The sequence below is a fragment of the Thalassospira sp. genome (assembly GCF_030690045.1).
Lineage (GTDB): Bacteria > Pseudomonadota > Alphaproteobacteria > Rhodospirillales > Thalassospiraceae > Thalassospira.
The window spans coordinates 342,646-360,535 of the sequence record NZ_JAUYHK010000016.1 but is presented as its reverse complement, the minus strand read 5'-3'; the positions used below and the strand labels follow the sequence as shown (position 1 = coordinate 360,535).

The window sequence follows — 17,890 nt, the reverse complement described above, 5'->3', positions numbered from 1 at the left end:
GGTGATCAGTGCTTGCCTGATGTGATCGGGGGCGGCCATATTGGCCGTCCCCTTTTTATTTTGTTTCTGTCTTTAAGAGCGAAGCGTCAGAAGTTATGGAAAATATCGAAGCGTTGCGCGACGACGTGCTGGCCGAAGTGGAACAGGCAGCAGATCTGGCCGCCCTGGATCAGGTCCGGGTCAGTGCCCTTGGCAAAAAAGGCCGAATTACCGGGCTTATGAAAAATCTGGGCCAGATGGACCCGGAACAGCGCCGCACCTTTGGTCAGACCCTCAATGTCGTCAAGGATCAGGTCGCCAAGGCACTGGACGCCCGCAAAACCGCCCTTGAAGATGCCGATCTGAATGCACGTCTGGCCGGGGAACGGATCGATGTGACCTTGCCGTCGCGCCCCGAACAGGCCGCCGGTCGCATCCACCCGATCAGTCAGACGATGGATGAAATCGTCGCAATTTTTGGCGAGATGGGCTTTGCCCTGGCCGAAGGGCCGGACATCGAGGATGATTTCCATAATTTTACCGCCCTGAACATTCCGCCCGAACATCCGGCGCGCGAAATGGCCGATACATTTTATCTGCCCGAAGGCACCGACGGATCGCGGCTGGTGCTGCGCACCCATACGTCCCCGGTGCAGATTCGCACCATGCAGACCCAGACCCCGCCGATCCGCATCATTGCGCCGGGCCGGACCTATCGTTCCGACTCGGACATGACCCACACCCCGATGTTTCATCAGGTCGAAGGTCTGGTGATCGACAAAAAAACCCATATGGGCCATCTCAAGGGATGCCTGCTGGAATTTGTCAAAACCTATTTTGAACTGGATGACGTTCCGGTGCGCTACCGTCCCAGCTTTTTCCCCTTCACCGAACCCAGTGCCGAGATGGATATTGGCTGTTCGCGCAAGGGCGGCGAGCTGAAAATCGGGGCCGGTGACGACTGGCTGGAAATTCTGGGTTGCGGCATGGTACATCCGCGCGTGCTGGCGGCCTGTGGTCTTGATCCCCAGGAATATCAGGGCTTTGCCTTTGGGATGGGGATTGAACGCATTGCCATGCTGAAATATGGCATTCCCGATTTGCGCACCTTTTTCGATACCGATCTGCGCTGGTTGAAACATTACGGTTTCGTGCCGCTGGATGTACCGAATATGGTGAGGGGCTGATATTATGAAATTCACGATTGACTGGTTAAAGCAGCATCTTGCCACTGATGCGTCGGTGGACGCGATTGCTGAAAAACTCACCGCGATTGGGTTGGAAGTGGAAGGCGTTACCGACAGTGCCGCCGCCCTTGCCGATATTCGTGTCGGATATATCGAAGAAGCGGGTCAGCATCCCGATGCCGACCGCTTGAAACTGTGCCGGGTCAATACCGGTGACAAAATCATTCAGGTGGTGTGCGGCGCGCCCAATGCCCGCACCGGGATCAAGGTCGCGCTGGCACAGCCCGGTGCGATCATTCCGATTGATGGCTCCAAACTGAAACCCGGCAAAATCCGTGGCGTCGAAAGCCAGGGCATGATGTGTTCAACCCGCGAATTATGTCTGGGCGACGATCATGACGGCATTATCGAATTGCCTGCCGATGCCCCGATTGGCGCACAGGTTGCCAGCATTCTGGGGGCCGATGATCCGGTGATTGAAATCGGCCTGACGCCGAACCGGCCCGATTGCACCGGGGTCCGCGGTATTGCCCGCGATCTGGCCGCCGGGGGGCTTGGCACCTTAAAGGATGATCCAAGGCAGGTTGCGGTCACCGGCACATTCGACAGCCCGGTCGGGGTGTCGATTGGTGCCGATCTTTTGGCGAATGCAGCGGTTCCGGCCTTTTATGGCCGTTATATTCGCGGTGTTAAAAACGGGCAAAGCCCGGCATGGCTGAAATCGCGGCTGGAGGCCATCGGCCTGCGTCCGATTTCCGCCCTGGTCGATATCACCAATCTGGTGACCTTTGATCTGGGCCGCCCGTTGCATGTGTTTGATGCCGACAAATTGTCGGGTGATATCCATGTGCGTTACGCCCGCACGGGCGAAACGCTGGCCGCCCTTGATAACCGGGAATATGCCCTGTCCGATACGATGGTGGTGATTGCCGATCAGGCAAAGGCACTGGGCCTTGGCGGGATCATTGGCGGCGAAGAAACCGGCTGTGTCGAAGATACGGTGAATGTTTTTGTCGAATGTGCCCTGTTTGATCCGGTTGTGGTGGCAAAGGCCGGTCGTAAATTACAGGTCAATTCCGATGCCCGTTATCGCTTTGAACGCGGTGTCGATCCGCAATCGGTGATTTGGGGGATCGAGGTTGCGACCCGCCTGATTACCGAAATTTGTGGCGGCGAAGTATCCCATGTGGTGCGGGCGGGCGATGTCCCCGATTCGCGCAACAGCTTTGATTTGTGTCTGGACCGCATTGCCGGTCTGGGCGGGGTCGATCTGCCTGAAAGCCGGGTGCGCGATATTCTGACCGCCCTTGGCTTTGAGGTCAGCGGTTCTGCGCCGGTCATTTCGGCAATCGCGCCAAGCTGGCGTCCCGATATTGTCGGCGAGGCCGATCTGGTCGAAGAAGTGCTGCGCATTCACGGCTATGACCATATCCCGACGGTGCCGCTGGAACGCGAAACCAGCCTGCCGGTTCCGGCCCTGACCCCGTTTCAAAAACGGGTCGGTCTGACCCGCCGTATTCTGGCATCGCGCGGGCTTTATGAAACCGTTACCTGGTCCTTTACCGATTCGCGCCACGCCAAACTGTTTGGCGAATTGAAAGACGGGCTTTATCTGGCCAATCCGATCAGTTCGGATCTGGATATCATGCGGCCCAATGCCCTGATCAATATGATCGCGGCTGCCGGGCGCAATCAGGATCGCGGCTTTGCCGATCTGGCCCTGTTTGAAGTCGGCCCGGAGTTTTTTGGCGATCAGCCGGGCGACCAGCGTCTGGTGGCGGCGGGCCTGCGGGCCGGATCGACCACCCCGCGCAGCTGGACCGGATCGCGCCGCGATGTCGATGTGTTTGACGTCAAGGCCGATGCCGAAGCCGTTCTGGAGGCTTTGGGCGTTGCCAGTGCAAATGTGCAGATCAATGCCGCAGGGGCACCGCAATGGTATCATCCGGGCCGGTCGGGCGTGTTGCAATTGGGGCCGAAAAACATCCTTGGCTATTTCGGGGAACTGCATCCGAAAATCCTCAAGGCGATGGATGTGCGGGGCCGGGTTGTTGCCTTTGAACTGTTCGTTGAAAACGTTCCGGCACCGAAGAAAAAAGGCACCAATCGCCCGCCGCTGAATGCATCAAGCTTTCAGGCGGTCGAACGCGATTTTGCCTTTTTGCTCGATGATGGCATCAGTGCCGATCAGGTCATAAAGGCCGTGCGGGCGGTGGATCGCAATCTGATTGTCGATGTGACGGTTTTCGACCTTTATGCCGGCAAGGGCATTGCCGAAGGCAAAAAATCGCTGGCTTTTTCGATCACCTTGCAGCCGACCAGACAGACTCTGACCGACGAAGAAATCGAGGCGGTCAGCAAAAAAGTCATTGCCGCCGTCGAACAGGCCACCGGTGGCAGCCTGCGCGGCTGATCGCCAGAAACACAGATGCAAACAGGCCGTCCGCAAGGGCGGCCTGTTGTGTTTTGGGGCCATAATTAATCTTGTAATTCTAAAACGTTAGGCGCTTGCCAGCCGTTCGGCTTCGTGCCAGCATCGGGCATGGCATTTACACTTCGACAATTGCAGTTTTTCGTTGCCGTGGCCGAACAGGGGACGGTCTCGCGGGCGGCGCGCGCCCTGTCGATATCGCAATCCTCGGTTTCCGAGGCGGTGCAGGCACTTGAAAGCGATCTGGGCGTTGTCCTGTTTGAACGCAAATCGCGCCATCTGGAAATCACCCACAAAGGCAGCCAGTTTTTGCGCCATGCCACCAAAATTCTGGCCGATGTCGCCGATGCCCGCATGACATTTCGCGAGGAATCCACCCGTCAGGGCGGGCGGCTGTCGCTGGGGGTGACCTCGCTGGTGGCGGGTTATGTGTTGTCGGATATTCTGGCGCGGTTTCGCCGTGCCTATCCGGGGGTCGAGGTTTCGGCGATTGAGGATAATGGTGAATATCTGGAACATTTGCTGATTGGTGGCGAACTGGATGTGGCGGTTCTGGTGACATCAAACATCCGCGACCGGGCGGCCTTGCTGGTGGAAACATTGGAGGTGTCGGCCTATCGCCTTTGGTTGCCGTTGGGGCATCCATTGGCATCGGCCGAGTCAATCGGGCTGGATCAGGTCGCCGCCGAACCGCTGATCATGCTGAGTGTTGATGAAATCGAGGAAAGCACCCGCCGCCTGATCGATTCCTTGCGTGTGCGGCCCAACATTGCCTTTCGCACCCGTTCGGTGGAGGCAGTGCGCAGTCTGGTCGCCACCGGGGCCGGGGTCGCTCTGTTGCCCAATCTGGTATATCGCCCGTGGTCGCTGGAAGGGGACCGCATCGAAATTCGCGATGTGTCGGGCGATTTGCCAACGGTTCAGGTCGGGCTGGCATGGCGGCGCGGGGCACCTTTGTCCGATGTCAGTCGCGATTTTATTCGCACGGCACAAAATGCGATGTCCCCGCGTTAGGGGTTTTCTGGCACATTCGGCTATCTATCGGTTTTACCGATAACGCATTTCTGTTTTTTGAGATTGCGAATATTCCGCGCAGGCGGAGACTGCAATGACAATAAATCAAATCAGGGATGGCCTCAGGCCGAAATTCACGTCTTCAGCGGGAGAAGTCAGATGAAGCATATCCAGACGGGCTGCGCGACAGCCCTTGTTGCCGTTTTATGGGCCGGAAGCAGCCTTGCCGCCCAGATGATGACCGAAATCGGCGCACCCGAAGGTCAGGTCAATATCGTGGCCTGGCCCGGTTATATCGAACGCGGCGAAACAATGGCCGAATTTGACTGGGTGACCGGCTTTGAAAAGGCAAGCGGCTGCAAGGTCAATGTCAAAACTGCCAATACATCGGATGAAATGGTCGCCCTGATGAATGAAGGCGGGTTCGATCTGGTGACGGCATCGGGCGATGCCTCGTTGCGGATGGTGGCGGGCGGGCGCATTCAACCGATCAATATTGATCTGGTGCCAAGCTGGAACACGGTTGACCCCCGGCTTCAGAACGCGCCGTGGTTTACCGTCGATGGGGTGCATTATGGGGTGCCCTATCAATGGGGTCCGAATGTTCTGATGTATAACACCACGGTTTTCCCCGAGGCACCGACCAGCTGGAATGTCGTGTTCGAGGAAATGAACCTGCCCGATGGCAAACCCAATGCCGGTCGTGTGCAGGCCTATGACGGGCCGATCCATGTGGCCGATGCGGCGCAATATCTGATGTATCATCAGCCCGATCTGGGCATCAAAAGCCCCTATGAACTGAACCAGAAACAATATGAGGCCGCCCTTGATCTGCTGCGTCAGCAGCGCAAGCTGGTTGGCCGGTATTGGCACGACGCCTTTATCCAGATTGACGATTTCAAAAATGAAGGCGTTGTCGCATCGGGATCATGGCCGTTTCAGGTCAATCTTCTGGCCGGGGATGGCGCACCGGTGGCCTCGACCATTCCGGTTGAAGGGGCAACGGGCTGGGCCGATACCACAATGATGCATGTGGATGCGGCCAATCCGAATTGTTCTTATTTGTGGATCGAACATACCCTGTCGTCAAATTTGCAAAGCGACCTGTCGGTCTGGTTCGGGGCCAATCCAGTGGTGCCTGCGGCCTGTAACGACGGGCGCGGCATGCAAACTGCCGAAGGCTGCACCACCAACGGCTTTGATGAATTCGAACGTATCCGGTTCTGGACGACTCCGGTTTCGTCCTGCGAAAGTCAGGATGAATGCGTGCCGTATTACCGGTGGGTGTCGGACTATATCGGTGTGATTGGCGGTCGTTAAATAGCCCCGGTGTCCCGCGTCCTGCGGGGCACCGTCATATCCTTTTCTGCCCCTTGCCAGAGATTTCGGGAATTTCCCGGAATATCACGGAAAGCTGTTATCCATGACTTTTGCCGTAGAATTTCAGGACGTCTCGCGCCATTTTGGCGATATCAGGGCGGTCGATCATGTCGATTTGCAAATCGCCGAGGGAACGTTCTTTGCCATGTTGGGCCCGTCCGGGTCGGGCAAGACCACCTGTCTGCGCCTGATTTCGGGGTTTGATCAACCGTCATCCGGCCATATCCGGATTTTCGATACCCCGTCCGAAGGCGTGCCGCCAAACCGCCGTCAGGTCAATACAGTGTTTCAGGATTATGCGCTGTTTCCGCATATGAATGTACGCGACAATGTGGCCTATGGTCTGATGGTGCGCGGGGATGGCAAGGCACATCGCCATCAACAGGCCGAAGAAATGCTGTCATTGGTGAAACTTGACGGGTTTGGCGACCGCAAACCCGCACAGCTTTCCGGCGGGCAACGGCAACGGGTGGCGCTGGCGCGCGCACTGGTGAACCGTCCGCGGGTTTTGTTGCTGGATGAACCCCTGGGGGCGCTTGACCTGAAATTGCGCGAACAGATGCAGGAAGAACTCAAATCCCTGCAACAGCGTCTTGGCATTACCTTTGTTTTTGTAACCCATGATCAGGGCGAAGCCCTGTCGATGGCCGACAGTCTGGCGGTGTTTAACGAAGGCCGGATTGTTCAGGTCGGCCCGCCGCAGGAAATTTATGAAAAACCACGCACCCGCTTTGTCGCCGATTTTGTCGGGTCTTCCAATGTGTTCGATCCGCAGATAACCATCCGGTTCGCCAATGTCGCCCGCTGGTCAAGCCTGCGGCCCGAGACGGTAAGCCTGACCCCGGCACCCGATGCAACCGGGGTTCTGGCGCGCGGACATGTGCGCAGCACCCGCTATCTGGGGTCATCAATCCGGGTGACGGTGGATGTTGGCGGGGCCGATATTACCGCCCAGCATCCGGCCAGCGCCCCGGTGCCACAACCCGGTGCCGAAGTCGGCCTGACATGGGCGACCGATGCCCTGCATCTGATGGATCAGGACTGATGGCGGGGCCGCTTTCATATCCCCGTGCGGATGGCCTGACAGGCCGGTTGTCCGATCTGTTCTGGCGCAGGCCGGGCGTGCTGCTGGCCCTGTTGCTGGCACCGCCGCTTTTGTGGCTGGGCGTGATCTATATCGGGTCGTTGTTTGCCCTGCTGACACAAAGCTTTTTTGCGATTGATGAATTTACCGGCATGATCCGCCGCGAATTCACCCTGAAAACCTATGGCGAACTGTTTCGGCCGGCCAATTTTGACATCATTGTCCGCACCGTCTCGATGGCAGCATCGGTGACGCTGGCATCGGTCGTGCTGGCCTTTCCGATTGCCTATTTTGCGGCGCGTCATGCGCGGGGGCGCTGGAAAGTCCTGTTTTATCTGGGGGTGATGTTGCCTCTGTGGTCAAGCTATCTGGTCAAGGTCTATGCGTGGAAGCTGATCCTCGCCAAGGAAGGCATCATCAGCTGGGCGTTACAGGGGGCGGGACTTGGTTTCGTACTGGACGGGATATTGTCCTTGCCGGTGATTGGCGGCAATTCGCTGTCGGTCAGTTATATCGGCACATTCATGGTGTTTGTGTATGTCTGGCTGCCCTTCATGATCCTGCCGGTGCAGGCATCGCTGGAACGGGTGCCGGTCAATCTGATCGAGGCATCGGGTGATCTGGGCGCGTCGTCGCGCCAGACCTTTGTACATGTGATCCTGCCGCTGGCGCTGCCGGGCATCATTGCCGGGTCGATTTTCACCTTTTCACTGACGCTGGGCGATTACATCATTCCGCAGATCATCGGATCGTCGCGCCTGTTTATCGGGCAGGCGGTGTATGCCCATCAGGGAACGGCCGGGAATATCCCGCTGGCTGCGGCCTTTGCCGTGGTGCCGATTGTGGTGATGGCGGTGTATCTGTGGATCGCCAAACGCAAGGGGGCTTTCGATGCGCTCTGACCGTTCCGGTGCGTCCCTGACGCTGAAATGTGCAGCGATTGGCGGCTTGCTGTTTTTGCATCTGCCGATCCTGCTGATTTTTCTGTATGCCTTTACCACCGAGGAACGCAGTTATCAGTTCCCACCCCCTGGCCTGACCCTGCAATGGTTCGCGGTGACATGGAACCGCGCCGATGTCTGGACGGCGTTGTCGCTGTCCCTGAAAGTCGCCACGGTATCGACGGCGATTGCGCTGGTGATGGGAACCTTGTGTGCTGCTGCGATGGTGCGCACCCGCTTTTTCGGCCGCGAGGTGATATCCCTTCTGGTGATCCTGCCGATTGCCCTGCCGGGCATCATTACCGGCATTTCCCTGCGTTCGGCATTCAATCTGGCGGAAATTCCCTATTCGACCTTCACGATCATTCTGGGGCACGCCACCTTTTGCATTGTCGTGGTCTATAATAACGCGGTTGCCCGGTTCCGCAGATTGTCGGGATCCATGATCGAGGCATCGCTGGATCTGGGGGCCAACAGTTTCCAGACATTCCGTTATGTCATTTTACCCAATATCGGCACGGCCCTTCTGGCGAGCGGGATGCTGGCCTTTGCCCTGTCCTTTGACGAGGTGATCGTGACGACCTTTACCGCCGGGCAGCAATCGACATTGCCGATCTGGATGCTCAATGAACTGGTGCGCCCGCGCCAGCGACCGGTCACCAATGTGGTGGCGATGATCGTGGTGCTGGTGACCTTTGTGCCGATTCTTGCGGCCTATTATCTGACCCGTGGCGGCGAAGACACCGCCGGTCATGGCAAATAGAACACAACAGGGAGATTTGAGATGGACACGAACATGCTGATTGGCGACCGGCTGGAAACAGGAACCGAAACGCCCGAACCGATCCTGAACCCCCGGACCGGGGAACTGATTCTGGACATGCCCGAGGCATCCCACGCCCAGGTCGATGCGGCGGCCCGCGCCGCGGCGGTGGCGTTCAAAACCTGGTCGCGGACCACCCCGGCGGAACGATCCGGCTATCTTTTGAAAATCGCCGCCCGGCTCGAGGCCGAAGCCGAAGACTTCGCCCGGCTTGAAGCCCTTAATTGCGGCAAGCCGATCAGTTGTGTGCTGAATGATGAAATTCCGGCAATTGTCGATTGTTACCGGTTTTTTGCCGGTGCCGTGCGCTGCATGACCAGCACGGTGTCGGGGGAATATATGGCCGGTCATACCAGCATGATCCGGCGCGATCCGATCGGGGTGGTTGCCTCGATTGCGCCGTGGAATTATCCGTTGATGATGATGGCGTGGAAAATCGCCCCGGCGATTGGCGGTGGCAATACCGTTCTGTTCAAACCATCTGAACAGACGCCGTTAACGGCGTTGAAAATGGCAAAAATTCTGGCCGATATTCTGCCTGCCGGGGTGGTGAATGTTATTTTGGGGCGCGGCGAAACTGTCGGCAACCAGTTGATCAACCATCCGCTGGTGGACATGATTTCCCTGACCGGCGATGTCGCCACCGGCAAGAAAATGCTTCAGGCCGCCTCGAAAAGTGTCAAGCGGACCCATCTGGAACTGGGCGGCAAGGCCCCGGTGATTGTGATGGATGATGCGGATTTGTCCGAAGTCGTGTCAGGCTTGCAGGCGTTTGGCTATTACAATGCCGGGCAGGATTGCACGGCGGCCTGTCGGATTTATGTCAGTGACCGGGTCTATGACAATTTTGTCGCGGACCTGACATCGGCGGTGGCCGATATCAAATATGATCTGGCCGATGACAGCCTGAACCATATTGGCCCGCTGATTTCCAACCGGCAACGCGACCGTGTCGCCAGCTTTGTCGAACGCGCCCGCGAACAAAGCCATATCGACATCACCACCGGCGGCAAGGTGCATGGCGACAGGGGATTTTATTACCAGCCAACCGTGATTGCCGGTGCCCGGCAACAAGACGAAATTGTCCGCCGCGAGGTTTTTGGCCCGGTGGTATCGGTCACGCGGTTTTCGGATGTCGATCAGGCCGTCGAATGGGCCAATGACAGTGAATACGGCCTTGCCTCGTCGGTCTGGACATCCAATGTGGGCCGGGCGATGGCGGTGGCCTCCCGGCTGCGTTATGGCTGTACCTGGGTGAATACCCATTTCATGCTGGTCAATGAAATGCCGCATGGCGGGCTCAAACAATCGGGCTATGGCAAGGATATGTCGATGTACGCCCTCGAAGACTACACCGCCGTCCGGCATGTTATGGTCAAGCACGGCGCATAAGGGACGCGGCCCGGCCGGTCATCCGATCATGCGCCGGGCCGTTTTTTCATGACGGCAAACATCGATGCTTCTATATCTGCCCCCACAATGTCCGGGCCATTTGAATAAATTCGCCAGTATTTTGTGATGCCATCACATTGCAGGTTCAGTCGGTCGGCGGAACTGCTCCAGACGCAATTTTCCGCAGTATTGGCAACTTCCAGTCTGGCCGTGGCATTGTCGGCCAGCCGCATCACCATCAATTCCCGGTCATTATCCAGGGAATAAACGCCATAAACCTCGTTGGCGAAGCGGTAATTGATTTCGCTGCCATTCAACTGTCGCCAGCCGGTGGGCGGCGGGGCGGCAAAATCGCGCCCGGCGAAAATATCGGCCACACTTTGCATGTGATGGTCGGGCATGGTGCGCATTTCGGTGCCACACCCCGCAAGCATCAGCATCGCGGCAATCATGCCGGTTGTTCCGGTCTGGAAAAAACGGGTCGGGACGGTCATGTTGTGTCTCCGCGCAGGGTGAAGATAAAGGTCGCGCCGGGGTCGCTCATCGGGCGGGTGGTATCAAGCCAGATCGTGCCGCCATGTTGTTCGACGATTTTGCGACATAACGACAGACCAAGTCCAGTCCCGGCAAACTCATCCTTGTGCAGGCGTTGAAACAGCCGGAAAATCCGGCTGGCATGGTCGGAATGAATGCCGATACCATTATCGCGCACTGAAAACCGCCAAAATTCCGGCATGTCCGGATCACGCAGGGCGGTGATGTCGATATGCGGTGGCACACCGGGGCGGGCATATTTGATCGCATTGCCAATCAGGTTTTGAAACAGCCGCGATAACTGGATGCGATCACCCTGCAATTTCGGCAGGGCATTATGGGTGATGGTCGCACCTTCCTGCTGGATCGCCGCCTTGAGGTCGGCCTGCGCCTCGTTGAGGATTTCATTACAGTCAAGCAATGTGAGGTCGCCATTGCTGCCGGTGCGGGCATATTCCAAAAGATGGGTGATCAGCTTGTGCATGCGTTTGGCCCCGTCCACCGCATAATCGATATATTCATCGGCTTCGGGATCCAGCGTGCCGCCAAAGCGCCGTTTGAGAAGCTGGGTATAGCTGGCGACCATACGCAACGGTTCCTGCAAATCGTGCGAGGCGACATAGGCGAATTGTTCAAGGTCCTCGTTGCTGCGTTTAAGCTGGTCCAGGGTATCGCGCAGCTTGCTGGCATTCTGGACGAATTCGCTGACATCGCGCGCGCTGGCATACATGATGCCGTCATAAGGGCCGATACAATGCCATGCCAGCCAGCGCAGATTCTGATCGCGGTCCTTGATGCGAAATACCAGCGCATGTCCGCCTTTGGTGCCTTGCAGGCAATCGGCAAAGGCATAGGCCGCGCTGTTACGGTCTTCGGGCACGAACAGATCCAGAAAGGGCCGGTCGATCAGGTCGGCATTGCGCAAACCGACAAGCTGTTCAAGCACCGGGCTGATACCGCGCAATCTTCCGGTTTCATCCACCGCAATTGCCGGGTCGGGGGTGTGGGTCAGATAGGCCTCAAACGGATTGCAAATTTGCTGGTTCGCGGTCGTTTGCAGCAGCAACACCGTCACCAGCGGGCCGTTTTTATCCTTGCCCCGGATGGCCGAAAGATAAAACCGGTGCCAGTCACCATTGCCGATTTGCAGGCACACCATGGTGGCAAAACGTGGATCGGGCCAGATATCGCGCACCAGCGGATCGGAAATATCCTGCAATGACTGGGGATCAAACAGCGCCAGAAAATCCTTTGCGGTGACGGGGGGCGATGTCAGTCCGGAACCCAGAACGGCGGGCCAGTCCAGTTGCAAGACCAGATGATCCTGCCCCGGCCGCCAGCCCAGCACCGCACAGCCAAAACCCGACAGGGCATTTTCGGCATCGCTGACATGGCCGACAAGGCCGGTGGTGTGGCTGTATTGTTGTTTCAGGCGACGCCACAACCAGACTGACAGGCACCCCATCACCAAAAGAACAATCAGCATCAACCCGGCCTGAAGGGCAAGCCCCTGTATCCACCCGCCCAGAAGGCTGTTACGCGGGGTCATCACCACCACAACCCGGTCCAGAACCGGCATGAAATGATAGGAGGCCATCACCACCTGTTGCCCATGCTGGCAGATCAGGGTCCCATGACCGCGATCGGTGGGGGCGATGCGGGCAAGGGCATCGTTCAGGTCGCTGATGATAGGAACCGGCAAATTGCCATGCACCGGTACAAGGCTGGTATCGAGAACGGCAACAACCACGCCCTGATGATCCAGCGGGATGGCCGACAAATCATCGGGGTCGGCCTGCGATACGGTAATGCTGATCGAGGAAACCAGCCGCATCAATTGCGCCGCTCCCTGTTCAAGGGCGCTGTCATACAGGGTTTTCTGGATCAGACCGAAAGACAGCAACAGAATACCGGCACCGCCCAGCGACAGGATCACCAGCCATTGGCGCAGCTTTCTCAGGCTGCGATGTGACAGGGAAGGTTCAACGGGCGCAAGAAACATCTTTGATTGGAACTTTCCTGTCGATTTCCTCTATACGGATCATCGGCAAAAGCCTAAATAAACCCGCACATGGCGTAAAGCGCGATTGCACTTTGTCGTTTTATCCTGTTATTGACGAGCCGCCCGGTTTTACGGAATTGTCGTTGGTCAGCCGATACAGGTTATGACCGGATTTGATCTTGCTGTCGCTGCCCGAACAGGGTGCGCCGACGCAAGACGGGTCAAAAGCGGTTCATTCCGTCGGACCGGGGCTGGATATCCCGAATGTCGAATGCTAGAAGCAGGTCATGACCGATCTTAAACATATCCGAAATTTCTCGATCATCGCCCATATCGATCACGGCAAATCCACGCTTGCGGATCGCCTGATTCAAGTGACCGGTGGTCTGACCGACCGCGAAATGTCCGAACAGGTCCTCGACTCGATGGATATCGAGCGCGAACGCGGCATTACCATCAAGTCGCAGGCGGTACGCCTGAAATATGTCGCCAAAAATGGCGAGGAATATACGCTGAACCTGATGGATACGCCGGGCCATGTGGACTTCGCCTATGAAGTCTCGCGCTCGCTGGCGGCCTGCGAAGGATCGCTTCTGGTTGTGGATGCCGCCCAGGGGGTCGAAGCCCAGACATTGGCCAACGTCTATCAGGCGATTGAAAACAATCACGAAATCGTCCCGGTCCTGAACAAGGTCGATTTGCCTGCCGCCGAACCCGATCAGGTCAAGGCACAGATCGAAGAAGTGATTGGCATTGATGCCTCGGACGCGCTGATGATTTCGGCCAAGACCGGCCTTGGCATTCCCGATGTTCTTGAGGCACTGGTACATCGTTTGCCTGCCCCCGTCGGGGATGCGACGGCGCCGCTTCAGGTGTTGCTGGTCGATAGCTGGTATGATTCCTATCTGGGCGTGATGATTCTGGTCCGGGTCAAGGAAGGCACGCTGAAAAAGGGCCAGAAGGTCCGTTTCATGAATGCCAAGGTAACCCATACCATTGAACGGGTCGGGGTATTTACGCCCAAACCGCTGGCACTTGATCAGATGGGGCCGGGCGAAATCGGCTTTATCAATTGCGGCATGAAAACAGTTGCCGAATGCGAAGTCGGCGACACGATCACCGAGGAAAAACGTCAGTGCGACAAGCCGCTGGCAGGTTTCAAACCGTCGATCCCGGTGGTGTTCTGCGGCATTTTCCCGGTCGATACCAGCGAATATGACACGCTGCGCGATGCGCTGGAAAAGCTGCATCTCAATGATGCCTCGTTCCAGTTTGAACCGGAAAATTCAACCGCACTGGGCCTTGGCTTCCGGTGTGGGTTTCTGGGTCTTTTGCATCTGGAAATCATCCAGGAACGTCTGGAACGTGAATACGAACTGGACCTGATCACGACCGCGCCATCGGTGTCGTACCGGATTCTTCTGAATAACGGCACCGAAATGATGCTGCATAATCCGGCAGATTTCCCCGATGTCACCAAGATCAAGGCGATTGAAGAGCCGTGGATCAAAGCATCGATCATGGTGCCCGATGATTATCTGGGCGGGATTTTGACCCTGTGCACCGAACGTCGTGGCGTGCAGCTTGACCTGACCTATGTCGGCAACCGGGCGATGGTGGTGTATAAATTGCCGCTCAACGAAGTGGTATTTGATTTTTACGACCGCCTCAAATCCATTTCGCGAGGCTATGCCAGCTTTGACTACGAACTGGCGGGCTATGATGAAAGCGATCTAGTCAAGGTATCGATTTTGGTCAATGAAGAACCGGTCGATGCCCTTGCCCTGATGGTCCATCGCGGACAGGCCGAAACACGCGGCCGGGCAATTTGCGGCCGTCTGAAAGACCTGATCCCCCGGCAATTGTTCCGCGTTGCCATTCAGGCGGCAATTGGCGGCAAGGTGATTGCCCGCGAAACCGTTTCGGCGATGCGCAAGGACGTGACCGCCAAATGTTATGGCGGCGATATCTCGCGCAAGCGTAAGCTTCTGGACAAACAAAAGGCCGGTAAAAAGAAAATGCGCCAGTTTGGCCGCGTCGAAATTCCGCAATCGGCCTTTATCAATGCCCTTAAAATGGGCGAAGACAAATAATTGCCGTTTGGCGATCCTGAAAAAAGGCCGTATTCCTTGGGAATGCGGCCTTTTTGATGACAGGAGGGACTTTTGGATATTGATCTGCTAAAGCACCATGAAGACGTTCTGGTTTTTACGTCCTTCACCGAAGAAACCGCATGGCAGGTGGGGTGTGAACTGGTTGCGGCGGCACAGGCAAAACAGGCCCCGGTGGTGATCAATATCCGCACGGCGGATCGCACCCTGTTTCATGCCGCCTTGCCAGGTGCTGTTCCGGCCAATGATCATTGGGCGCGGCGCAAAAGCAATCTGGCGCTGCACACCCATCAATCCTCCATGCTGTTTGGGGAAATCCTGCGGGCCAAGGGTAAAAATCTGGCCGATCACGGGCTTGATTTTGCTGATTATGCCGATCATGGCGGCAGTTTCCCCGTCCGGGTCACCGGGGCAGGTGTGATTGCGGCAATCACGGTCTCGGGGCTGGCCTCGGCCGAAGATCACGGCATGATTGTCGATGTACTGGCAAAATATCTTGGGGTCATGCTTGGCTGAAAGCCGCATTTTGCGCCCGTCTCATCAGGCGGGCATATCGTTTCCAATTCGTAATGATAACGGCATCATGCCCCGATGCGCCCGAAGGCAGTCCATGCCGTCTTCCAGTCTGCCCCAAAAGGCAGGTTCAATCGCAAGATTGTGAAAATTTGCGGTGCGCAGGGTGATGTCCTCGGTCCGCGACAGGGCATAGTCGAGTGACTTTTCGACATCATATGTTTTGTTTGCCGTGACAATGGCCTGCTTCATATCGCATTGGCCGGTGGTCGCCAGTATGGCCAGATCATAAACATCCCGATTGTCGAGGGCGGTATCTGCGCCCTGATCGGTATTGACCAGCAGTTTTTGAACCGCCAGATCATTGTCATTGAGGCACGGCACGGGAATATTCGGATAAAAAGCCGGTTTCCCGGGGGCCGCCAGCCGTGTTTCCAGAAAAATCTCGAACGTGATGGGGATGTTTGCCAGGTCGGAGGCTTCCCCTGTCTGAACCTCGAATTTGATGCCATATTGATTGTAGCGGGCTTCGGAAAGGGTGATATCGGGCGGCAGTTTTTTAAACAGGACCGATGCATCGGACCTTATCAGGTTGCGCAATAACCGATATCCGCCTTGTGCCGGGTTTGGTGCAAAATCAATATCATCTGCCCGGCGATATTCCCCATGCGTTAATGTCAGCATGGTGCCGCCGCAAAATAAAATGCCGTTATCAGCGAAAAAATCTTCGCGCAAGCAAGACAGGATATAATGAATCCTGGTGTGATGAGAATGAAGGGACGGACCTGTCACATCACACGTCCGGACAAAGCAGGGTGCTCTGTAAAAGACAGTCTGATTGCGTTATTGTCACGATGATATGCCCAGCTTTGCGAAATTTTGTTCTTAAAATGTTCGCAACACTTACTGTCTATGGGGCATATCGTCAATGTTTGTCACAGAATATGATTTATATGCTGCTCTGATCAAAATGCGCAATATCGGGATCAATGCCTGAAAATGCAGGCAGGGCGCTTGTCATCCACAGATGTTTTTGCGCCCTGAACGGTGCCGGGTCGTCAAAACTGCCCAGCCGGAAATCCAGAAAATCCGCATAATCGCCATGCCGCCAGGTCAGGCTGGACCCACATTTCGGGCAAAAACCTCGAAAACAGTTGGGCGAACTTTCATATTCCGCCGGGGTGTCGCCGGTCCATTTCAGGGTTGCGGTCGCAAAGGTGACAAAGGTTGAAACGCCCGATCCGCTATCCTTGCGACACATTACGCAATGGCAATGATTGCCGCTGACCGGTTCACCGGCAACGACAAAGCGCACCGCGCCGCACAGGCATCCGCCGGAATGGGTTGGGGCCGTGTCGGTCATGGTGCGCCTCCTTGTATGGGGCCGGATTATTCCGCCGGAACGCCGGTGGTGGTGGAATATTCAAAATGGAATTCCTTGTCCGGGAACAGATAGCTGCGCGCGGCATGTACGGCGCTGGCGCCCTCGGCAAAGCCCGACAGGATCAGTTTGAGTTTGTGGTCATAGGTCGCGATATCGCCAATCGCAAAAATGCCCGGCACCGATGTTGCCATCGTCGCCTGGGTCACGCCGATATGGCTGCGATCAAGGTCAAGGCCCCAATCGGCAATCGGACCCAGTTCCATGGCAAGACCAAAGAACGGCAGCAAATGATCGGCCTCAAGCGCCAGTTCCTCGCCCTTGAGCGTCGCCACCACCACATGGGACAGTTTGCCATTCTCGCCCTTCAGGCTGTGCAACTGATAGGGAATAACCATCTCGATCTTGCCTGCGGCGGCAAGGGCTTCAAGCTTGGCGATGCTGTCCGGGGCAGCGCGGAATTTCGGGCGACGATGCACCACCATCACCTTTTCGGCGATATCATGCAGGCTCAGCGCCCAGTCAACGGCGGAATCACCGCCCCCGGCGATCACGACTTTTTTGCCCGCGAAATCGACCCGGCGTTTGACATAATATTGCACCCCGCCGGAACCTTCGTAATCCTCAAGCCCTTCCATCGGCGGTTTGTTGGGACCAAATGCCCCGCATCCGGCCGCGATGATGACGGCACCGGCATCAATCACCGTGCCGACCGAGGTTTCAAGCATAAAACGGCCATCGGCCCGTTTTTCAAGTTTCGTCACCTGTTGACCCAGATGATAAGTCGGCTCGAACGGGGCGGCCTGTTTGGCAAGCTGGTCAATCAGATCCTGCCCGGCAATTTGCGGGTGGGCGGGGATGTCGAAAATCGGTTTTTCCGGGTAAAGGGCCGCGCACTGGCCGCCGACCATATCAAGTGCATCCACGACATGGGCTTTCAGGCCCAGAAGCCCGGCTTCAAATACGGCAAAAAGCCCGGTTGGCCCTGCGCCAATGATGGCAATGTCGGTGCGGTGAACCGGGTTGTTTTGCGGATCTGACATTTTGTTTTCATCCCAATCTGATACAGGCGATTAATCTACCTTGGGCGAAATAACATTTCACCCCCATAATCGCAA

15 protein-coding genes are annotated in these 17,890 nt (G+C 56.7%); 10 read left to right on the top strand and 5 right to left on the bottom strand.

Translation table 11 applies throughout. The features are described from left to right. Positions 1–95: 95 nt before the first annotated feature. The 8 genes from pheS to Q8O73_RS13165 all read left to right on the top strand — a co-directional run bounded on the left by pheS (position 96) and on the right by Q8O73_RS13165 (position 10,231). Positions 96–1,166 (top strand): phenylalanine--tRNA ligase subunit alpha, encoded by a 1,071-nt coding sequence (pheS, locus tag Q8O73_RS13200; RefSeq protein WP_305558630.1) that lies wholly within the window; start codon positions 96–98, stop codon positions 1,164–1,166. 4 nt (positions 1,167–1,170) lie between these two features. Next, positions 1,171–3,579: a phenylalanine--tRNA ligase subunit beta gene (pheT, locus tag Q8O73_RS13195; RefSeq protein WP_305558629.1), complete on the top strand. Its 2,409-nt coding sequence runs from the start codon at positions 1,171–1,173 to the stop codon at positions 3,577–3,579. Positions 3,580–3,708: 129 nt separating this feature from the next. Next, positions 3,709–4,611, top strand: coding sequence for a LysR family transcriptional regulator (locus Q8O73_RS13190; RefSeq protein WP_305558628.1), 903 nt, complete (start codon positions 3,709–3,711; stop codon positions 4,609–4,611). A gap of 159 nt (positions 4,612–4,770) precedes the next feature. Beyond that, on the top strand, positions 4,771–5,931 hold the full coding sequence (locus Q8O73_RS13185; RefSeq protein ID WP_305558627.1) for an ABC transporter substrate-binding protein: 1,161 nt from the start codon (positions 4,771–4,773) through the stop codon (positions 5,929–5,931). A 103-nt stretch (positions 5,932–6,034) separates the two neighbouring features. Next, positions 6,035–7,036, top strand: a complete 1,002-nt coding sequence (locus Q8O73_RS13180; RefSeq protein WP_305558626.1) for an ABC transporter ATP-binding protein — start codon at positions 6,035–6,037, stop codon at positions 7,034–7,036. Next, the gene (locus tag Q8O73_RS13175) at positions 7,036–7,977 is read left to right on the top strand and encodes an ABC transporter permease (protein ID WP_305558625.1); all 942 of its coding nucleotides are present in this window, start codon (positions 7,036–7,038) and stop codon (positions 7,975–7,977) included. Before Q8O73_RS13180 ends, Q8O73_RS13175 begins: the two co-directional genes overlap by 1 nt. Then, positions 7,967–8,779, top strand: a complete 813-nt coding sequence (locus Q8O73_RS13170) for an ABC transporter permease (RefSeq protein WP_305558624.1) — start codon at positions 7,967–7,969, stop codon at positions 8,777–8,779. The genes Q8O73_RS13175 and Q8O73_RS13170 overlap by 11 nt, the downstream gene beginning before the upstream one ends. Before the next feature lie 21 nt (positions 8,780–8,800). Beyond that, entirely contained in the window at positions 8,801–10,231 is a 1,431-nt protein-coding gene (locus Q8O73_RS13165) for a gamma-aminobutyraldehyde dehydrogenase (RefSeq protein ID WP_305558623.1), read from the top strand. A gap of 26 nt (positions 10,232–10,257) precedes the next feature. On the opposite strand, the gene Q8O73_RS13160 is transcribed toward Q8O73_RS13165, so the two are convergent. Both Q8O73_RS13160 and Q8O73_RS13155 read right to left on the bottom strand, forming a co-directional pair. Then, on the bottom strand, positions 10,258–10,725 hold the full coding sequence (locus Q8O73_RS13160) for a hypothetical protein (RefSeq protein WP_305558622.1): 468 nt from the start codon (positions 10,723–10,725) through the stop codon (positions 10,258–10,260). After that, entirely contained in the window at positions 10,722–12,767 is a 2,046-nt protein-coding gene (locus Q8O73_RS13155; RefSeq protein WP_305558621.1) for an ATP-binding protein, read from the bottom strand. The genes Q8O73_RS13160 and Q8O73_RS13155 overlap by 4 nt, the downstream gene beginning before the upstream one ends. A gap of 287 nt (positions 12,768–13,054) precedes the next feature. On the opposite strand from Q8O73_RS13155, the gene lepA reads away from it, so the two are divergent. Together lepA and Q8O73_RS13145 are read left to right on the top strand one after the other, a co-directional pair. Next, positions 13,055–14,860: a translation elongation factor 4 gene (gene lepA, locus Q8O73_RS13150; RefSeq protein WP_305558620.1), complete on the top strand. Its 1,806-nt coding sequence runs from the start codon at positions 13,055–13,057 to the stop codon at positions 14,858–14,860. Between the two features lie 72 nt (positions 14,861–14,932). Then, positions 14,933–15,394, top strand: coding sequence for a heme-degrading domain-containing protein (locus Q8O73_RS13145; RefSeq protein ID WP_305558619.1), 462 nt, complete (start codon positions 14,933–14,935; stop codon positions 15,392–15,394). A 24-nt stretch (positions 15,395–15,418) separates the two neighbouring features. Here the strand turns inward: Q8O73_RS13145 and Q8O73_RS13140 are convergent, their stop codons facing one another. The 3 genes from Q8O73_RS13140 to Q8O73_RS13130 all read right to left on the bottom strand — a co-directional run bounded on the left by Q8O73_RS13140 (position 15,419) and on the right by Q8O73_RS13130 (position 17,815). After that, positions 15,419–16,183, bottom strand: coding sequence for a nucleotidyl transferase AbiEii/AbiGii toxin family protein (locus Q8O73_RS13140; protein WP_305558618.1), 765 nt, complete (start codon positions 16,181–16,183; stop codon positions 15,419–15,421). Positions 16,184–16,340: 157 nt separating this feature from the next. After that, the gene (locus Q8O73_RS13135; RefSeq protein ID WP_305558617.1) at positions 16,341–16,754 is read right to left on the bottom strand and encodes a GFA family protein; all 414 of its coding nucleotides are present in this window, start codon (positions 16,752–16,754) and stop codon (positions 16,341–16,343) included. A gap of 26 nt (positions 16,755–16,780) precedes the next feature. Beyond that, positions 16,781–17,815 (bottom strand): NAD(P)/FAD-dependent oxidoreductase, encoded by a 1,035-nt coding sequence (locus tag Q8O73_RS13130; RefSeq protein WP_305558616.1) that lies wholly within the window; start codon positions 17,813–17,815, stop codon positions 16,781–16,783. Positions 17,816–17,890: the final 75 nt, after the last annotated feature.

What these genes read in the sequence shown, in the direction of transcription:
- pheS (WP_305558630.1), top strand. Translation starts at nt 96, where the DNA reads ATGGAAAATATCGAAGCGTTGCGCGACGACGTGCTGGCCGAAGTGGAA.
- pheT (WP_305558629.1), top strand. Translation starts at nt 1,171, where the DNA reads ATGAAATTCACGATTGACTGGTTAAAGCAGCATCTTGCCACTGATGCG.
- Q8O73_RS13190 (WP_305558628.1), top strand. Translation starts at nt 3,709, where the DNA reads ATGGCATTTACACTTCGACAATTGCAGTTTTTCGTTGCCGTGGCCGAA.
- Q8O73_RS13185 (WP_305558627.1), top strand. Translation starts at nt 4,771, where the DNA reads ATGAAGCATATCCAGACGGGCTGCGCGACAGCCCTTGTTGCCGTTTTA.
- Q8O73_RS13180 (WP_305558626.1), top strand. Translation starts at nt 6,035, where the DNA reads ATGACTTTTGCCGTAGAATTTCAGGACGTCTCGCGCCATTTTGGCGAT.
- Q8O73_RS13175 (WP_305558625.1), top strand. Translation starts at nt 7,036, where the DNA reads ATGGCGGGGCCGCTTTCATATCCCCGTGCGGATGGCCTGACAGGCCGG.
- Q8O73_RS13170 (WP_305558624.1), top strand. Translation starts at nt 7,967, where the DNA reads ATGCGCTCTGACCGTTCCGGTGCGTCCCTGACGCTGAAATGTGCAGCG.
- Q8O73_RS13165 (WP_305558623.1), top strand. Translation starts at nt 8,801, where the DNA reads ATGGACACGAACATGCTGATTGGCGACCGGCTGGAAACAGGAACCGAA.
- Q8O73_RS13160 (WP_305558622.1), bottom strand. Translation starts at nt 10,725, where the DNA reads ATGACCGTCCCGACCCGTTTTTTCCAGACCGGAACAACCGGCATGATT.
- Q8O73_RS13155 (WP_305558621.1), bottom strand. Translation starts at nt 12,767, where the DNA reads ATGTTTCTTGCGCCCGTTGAACCTTCCCTGTCACATCGCAGCCTGAGA.
- lepA (WP_305558620.1), top strand. Translation starts at nt 13,055, where the DNA reads ATGACCGATCTTAAACATATCCGAAATTTCTCGATCATCGCCCATATC.
- Q8O73_RS13135 (WP_305558617.1), bottom strand. Translation starts at nt 16,754, where the DNA reads ATGACCGACACGGCCCCAACCCATTCCGGCGGATGCCTGTGCGGCGCG.
- Q8O73_RS13130 (WP_305558616.1), bottom strand. Translation starts at nt 17,815, where the DNA reads ATGTCAGATCCGCAAAACAACCCGGTTCACCGCACCGACATTGCCATC.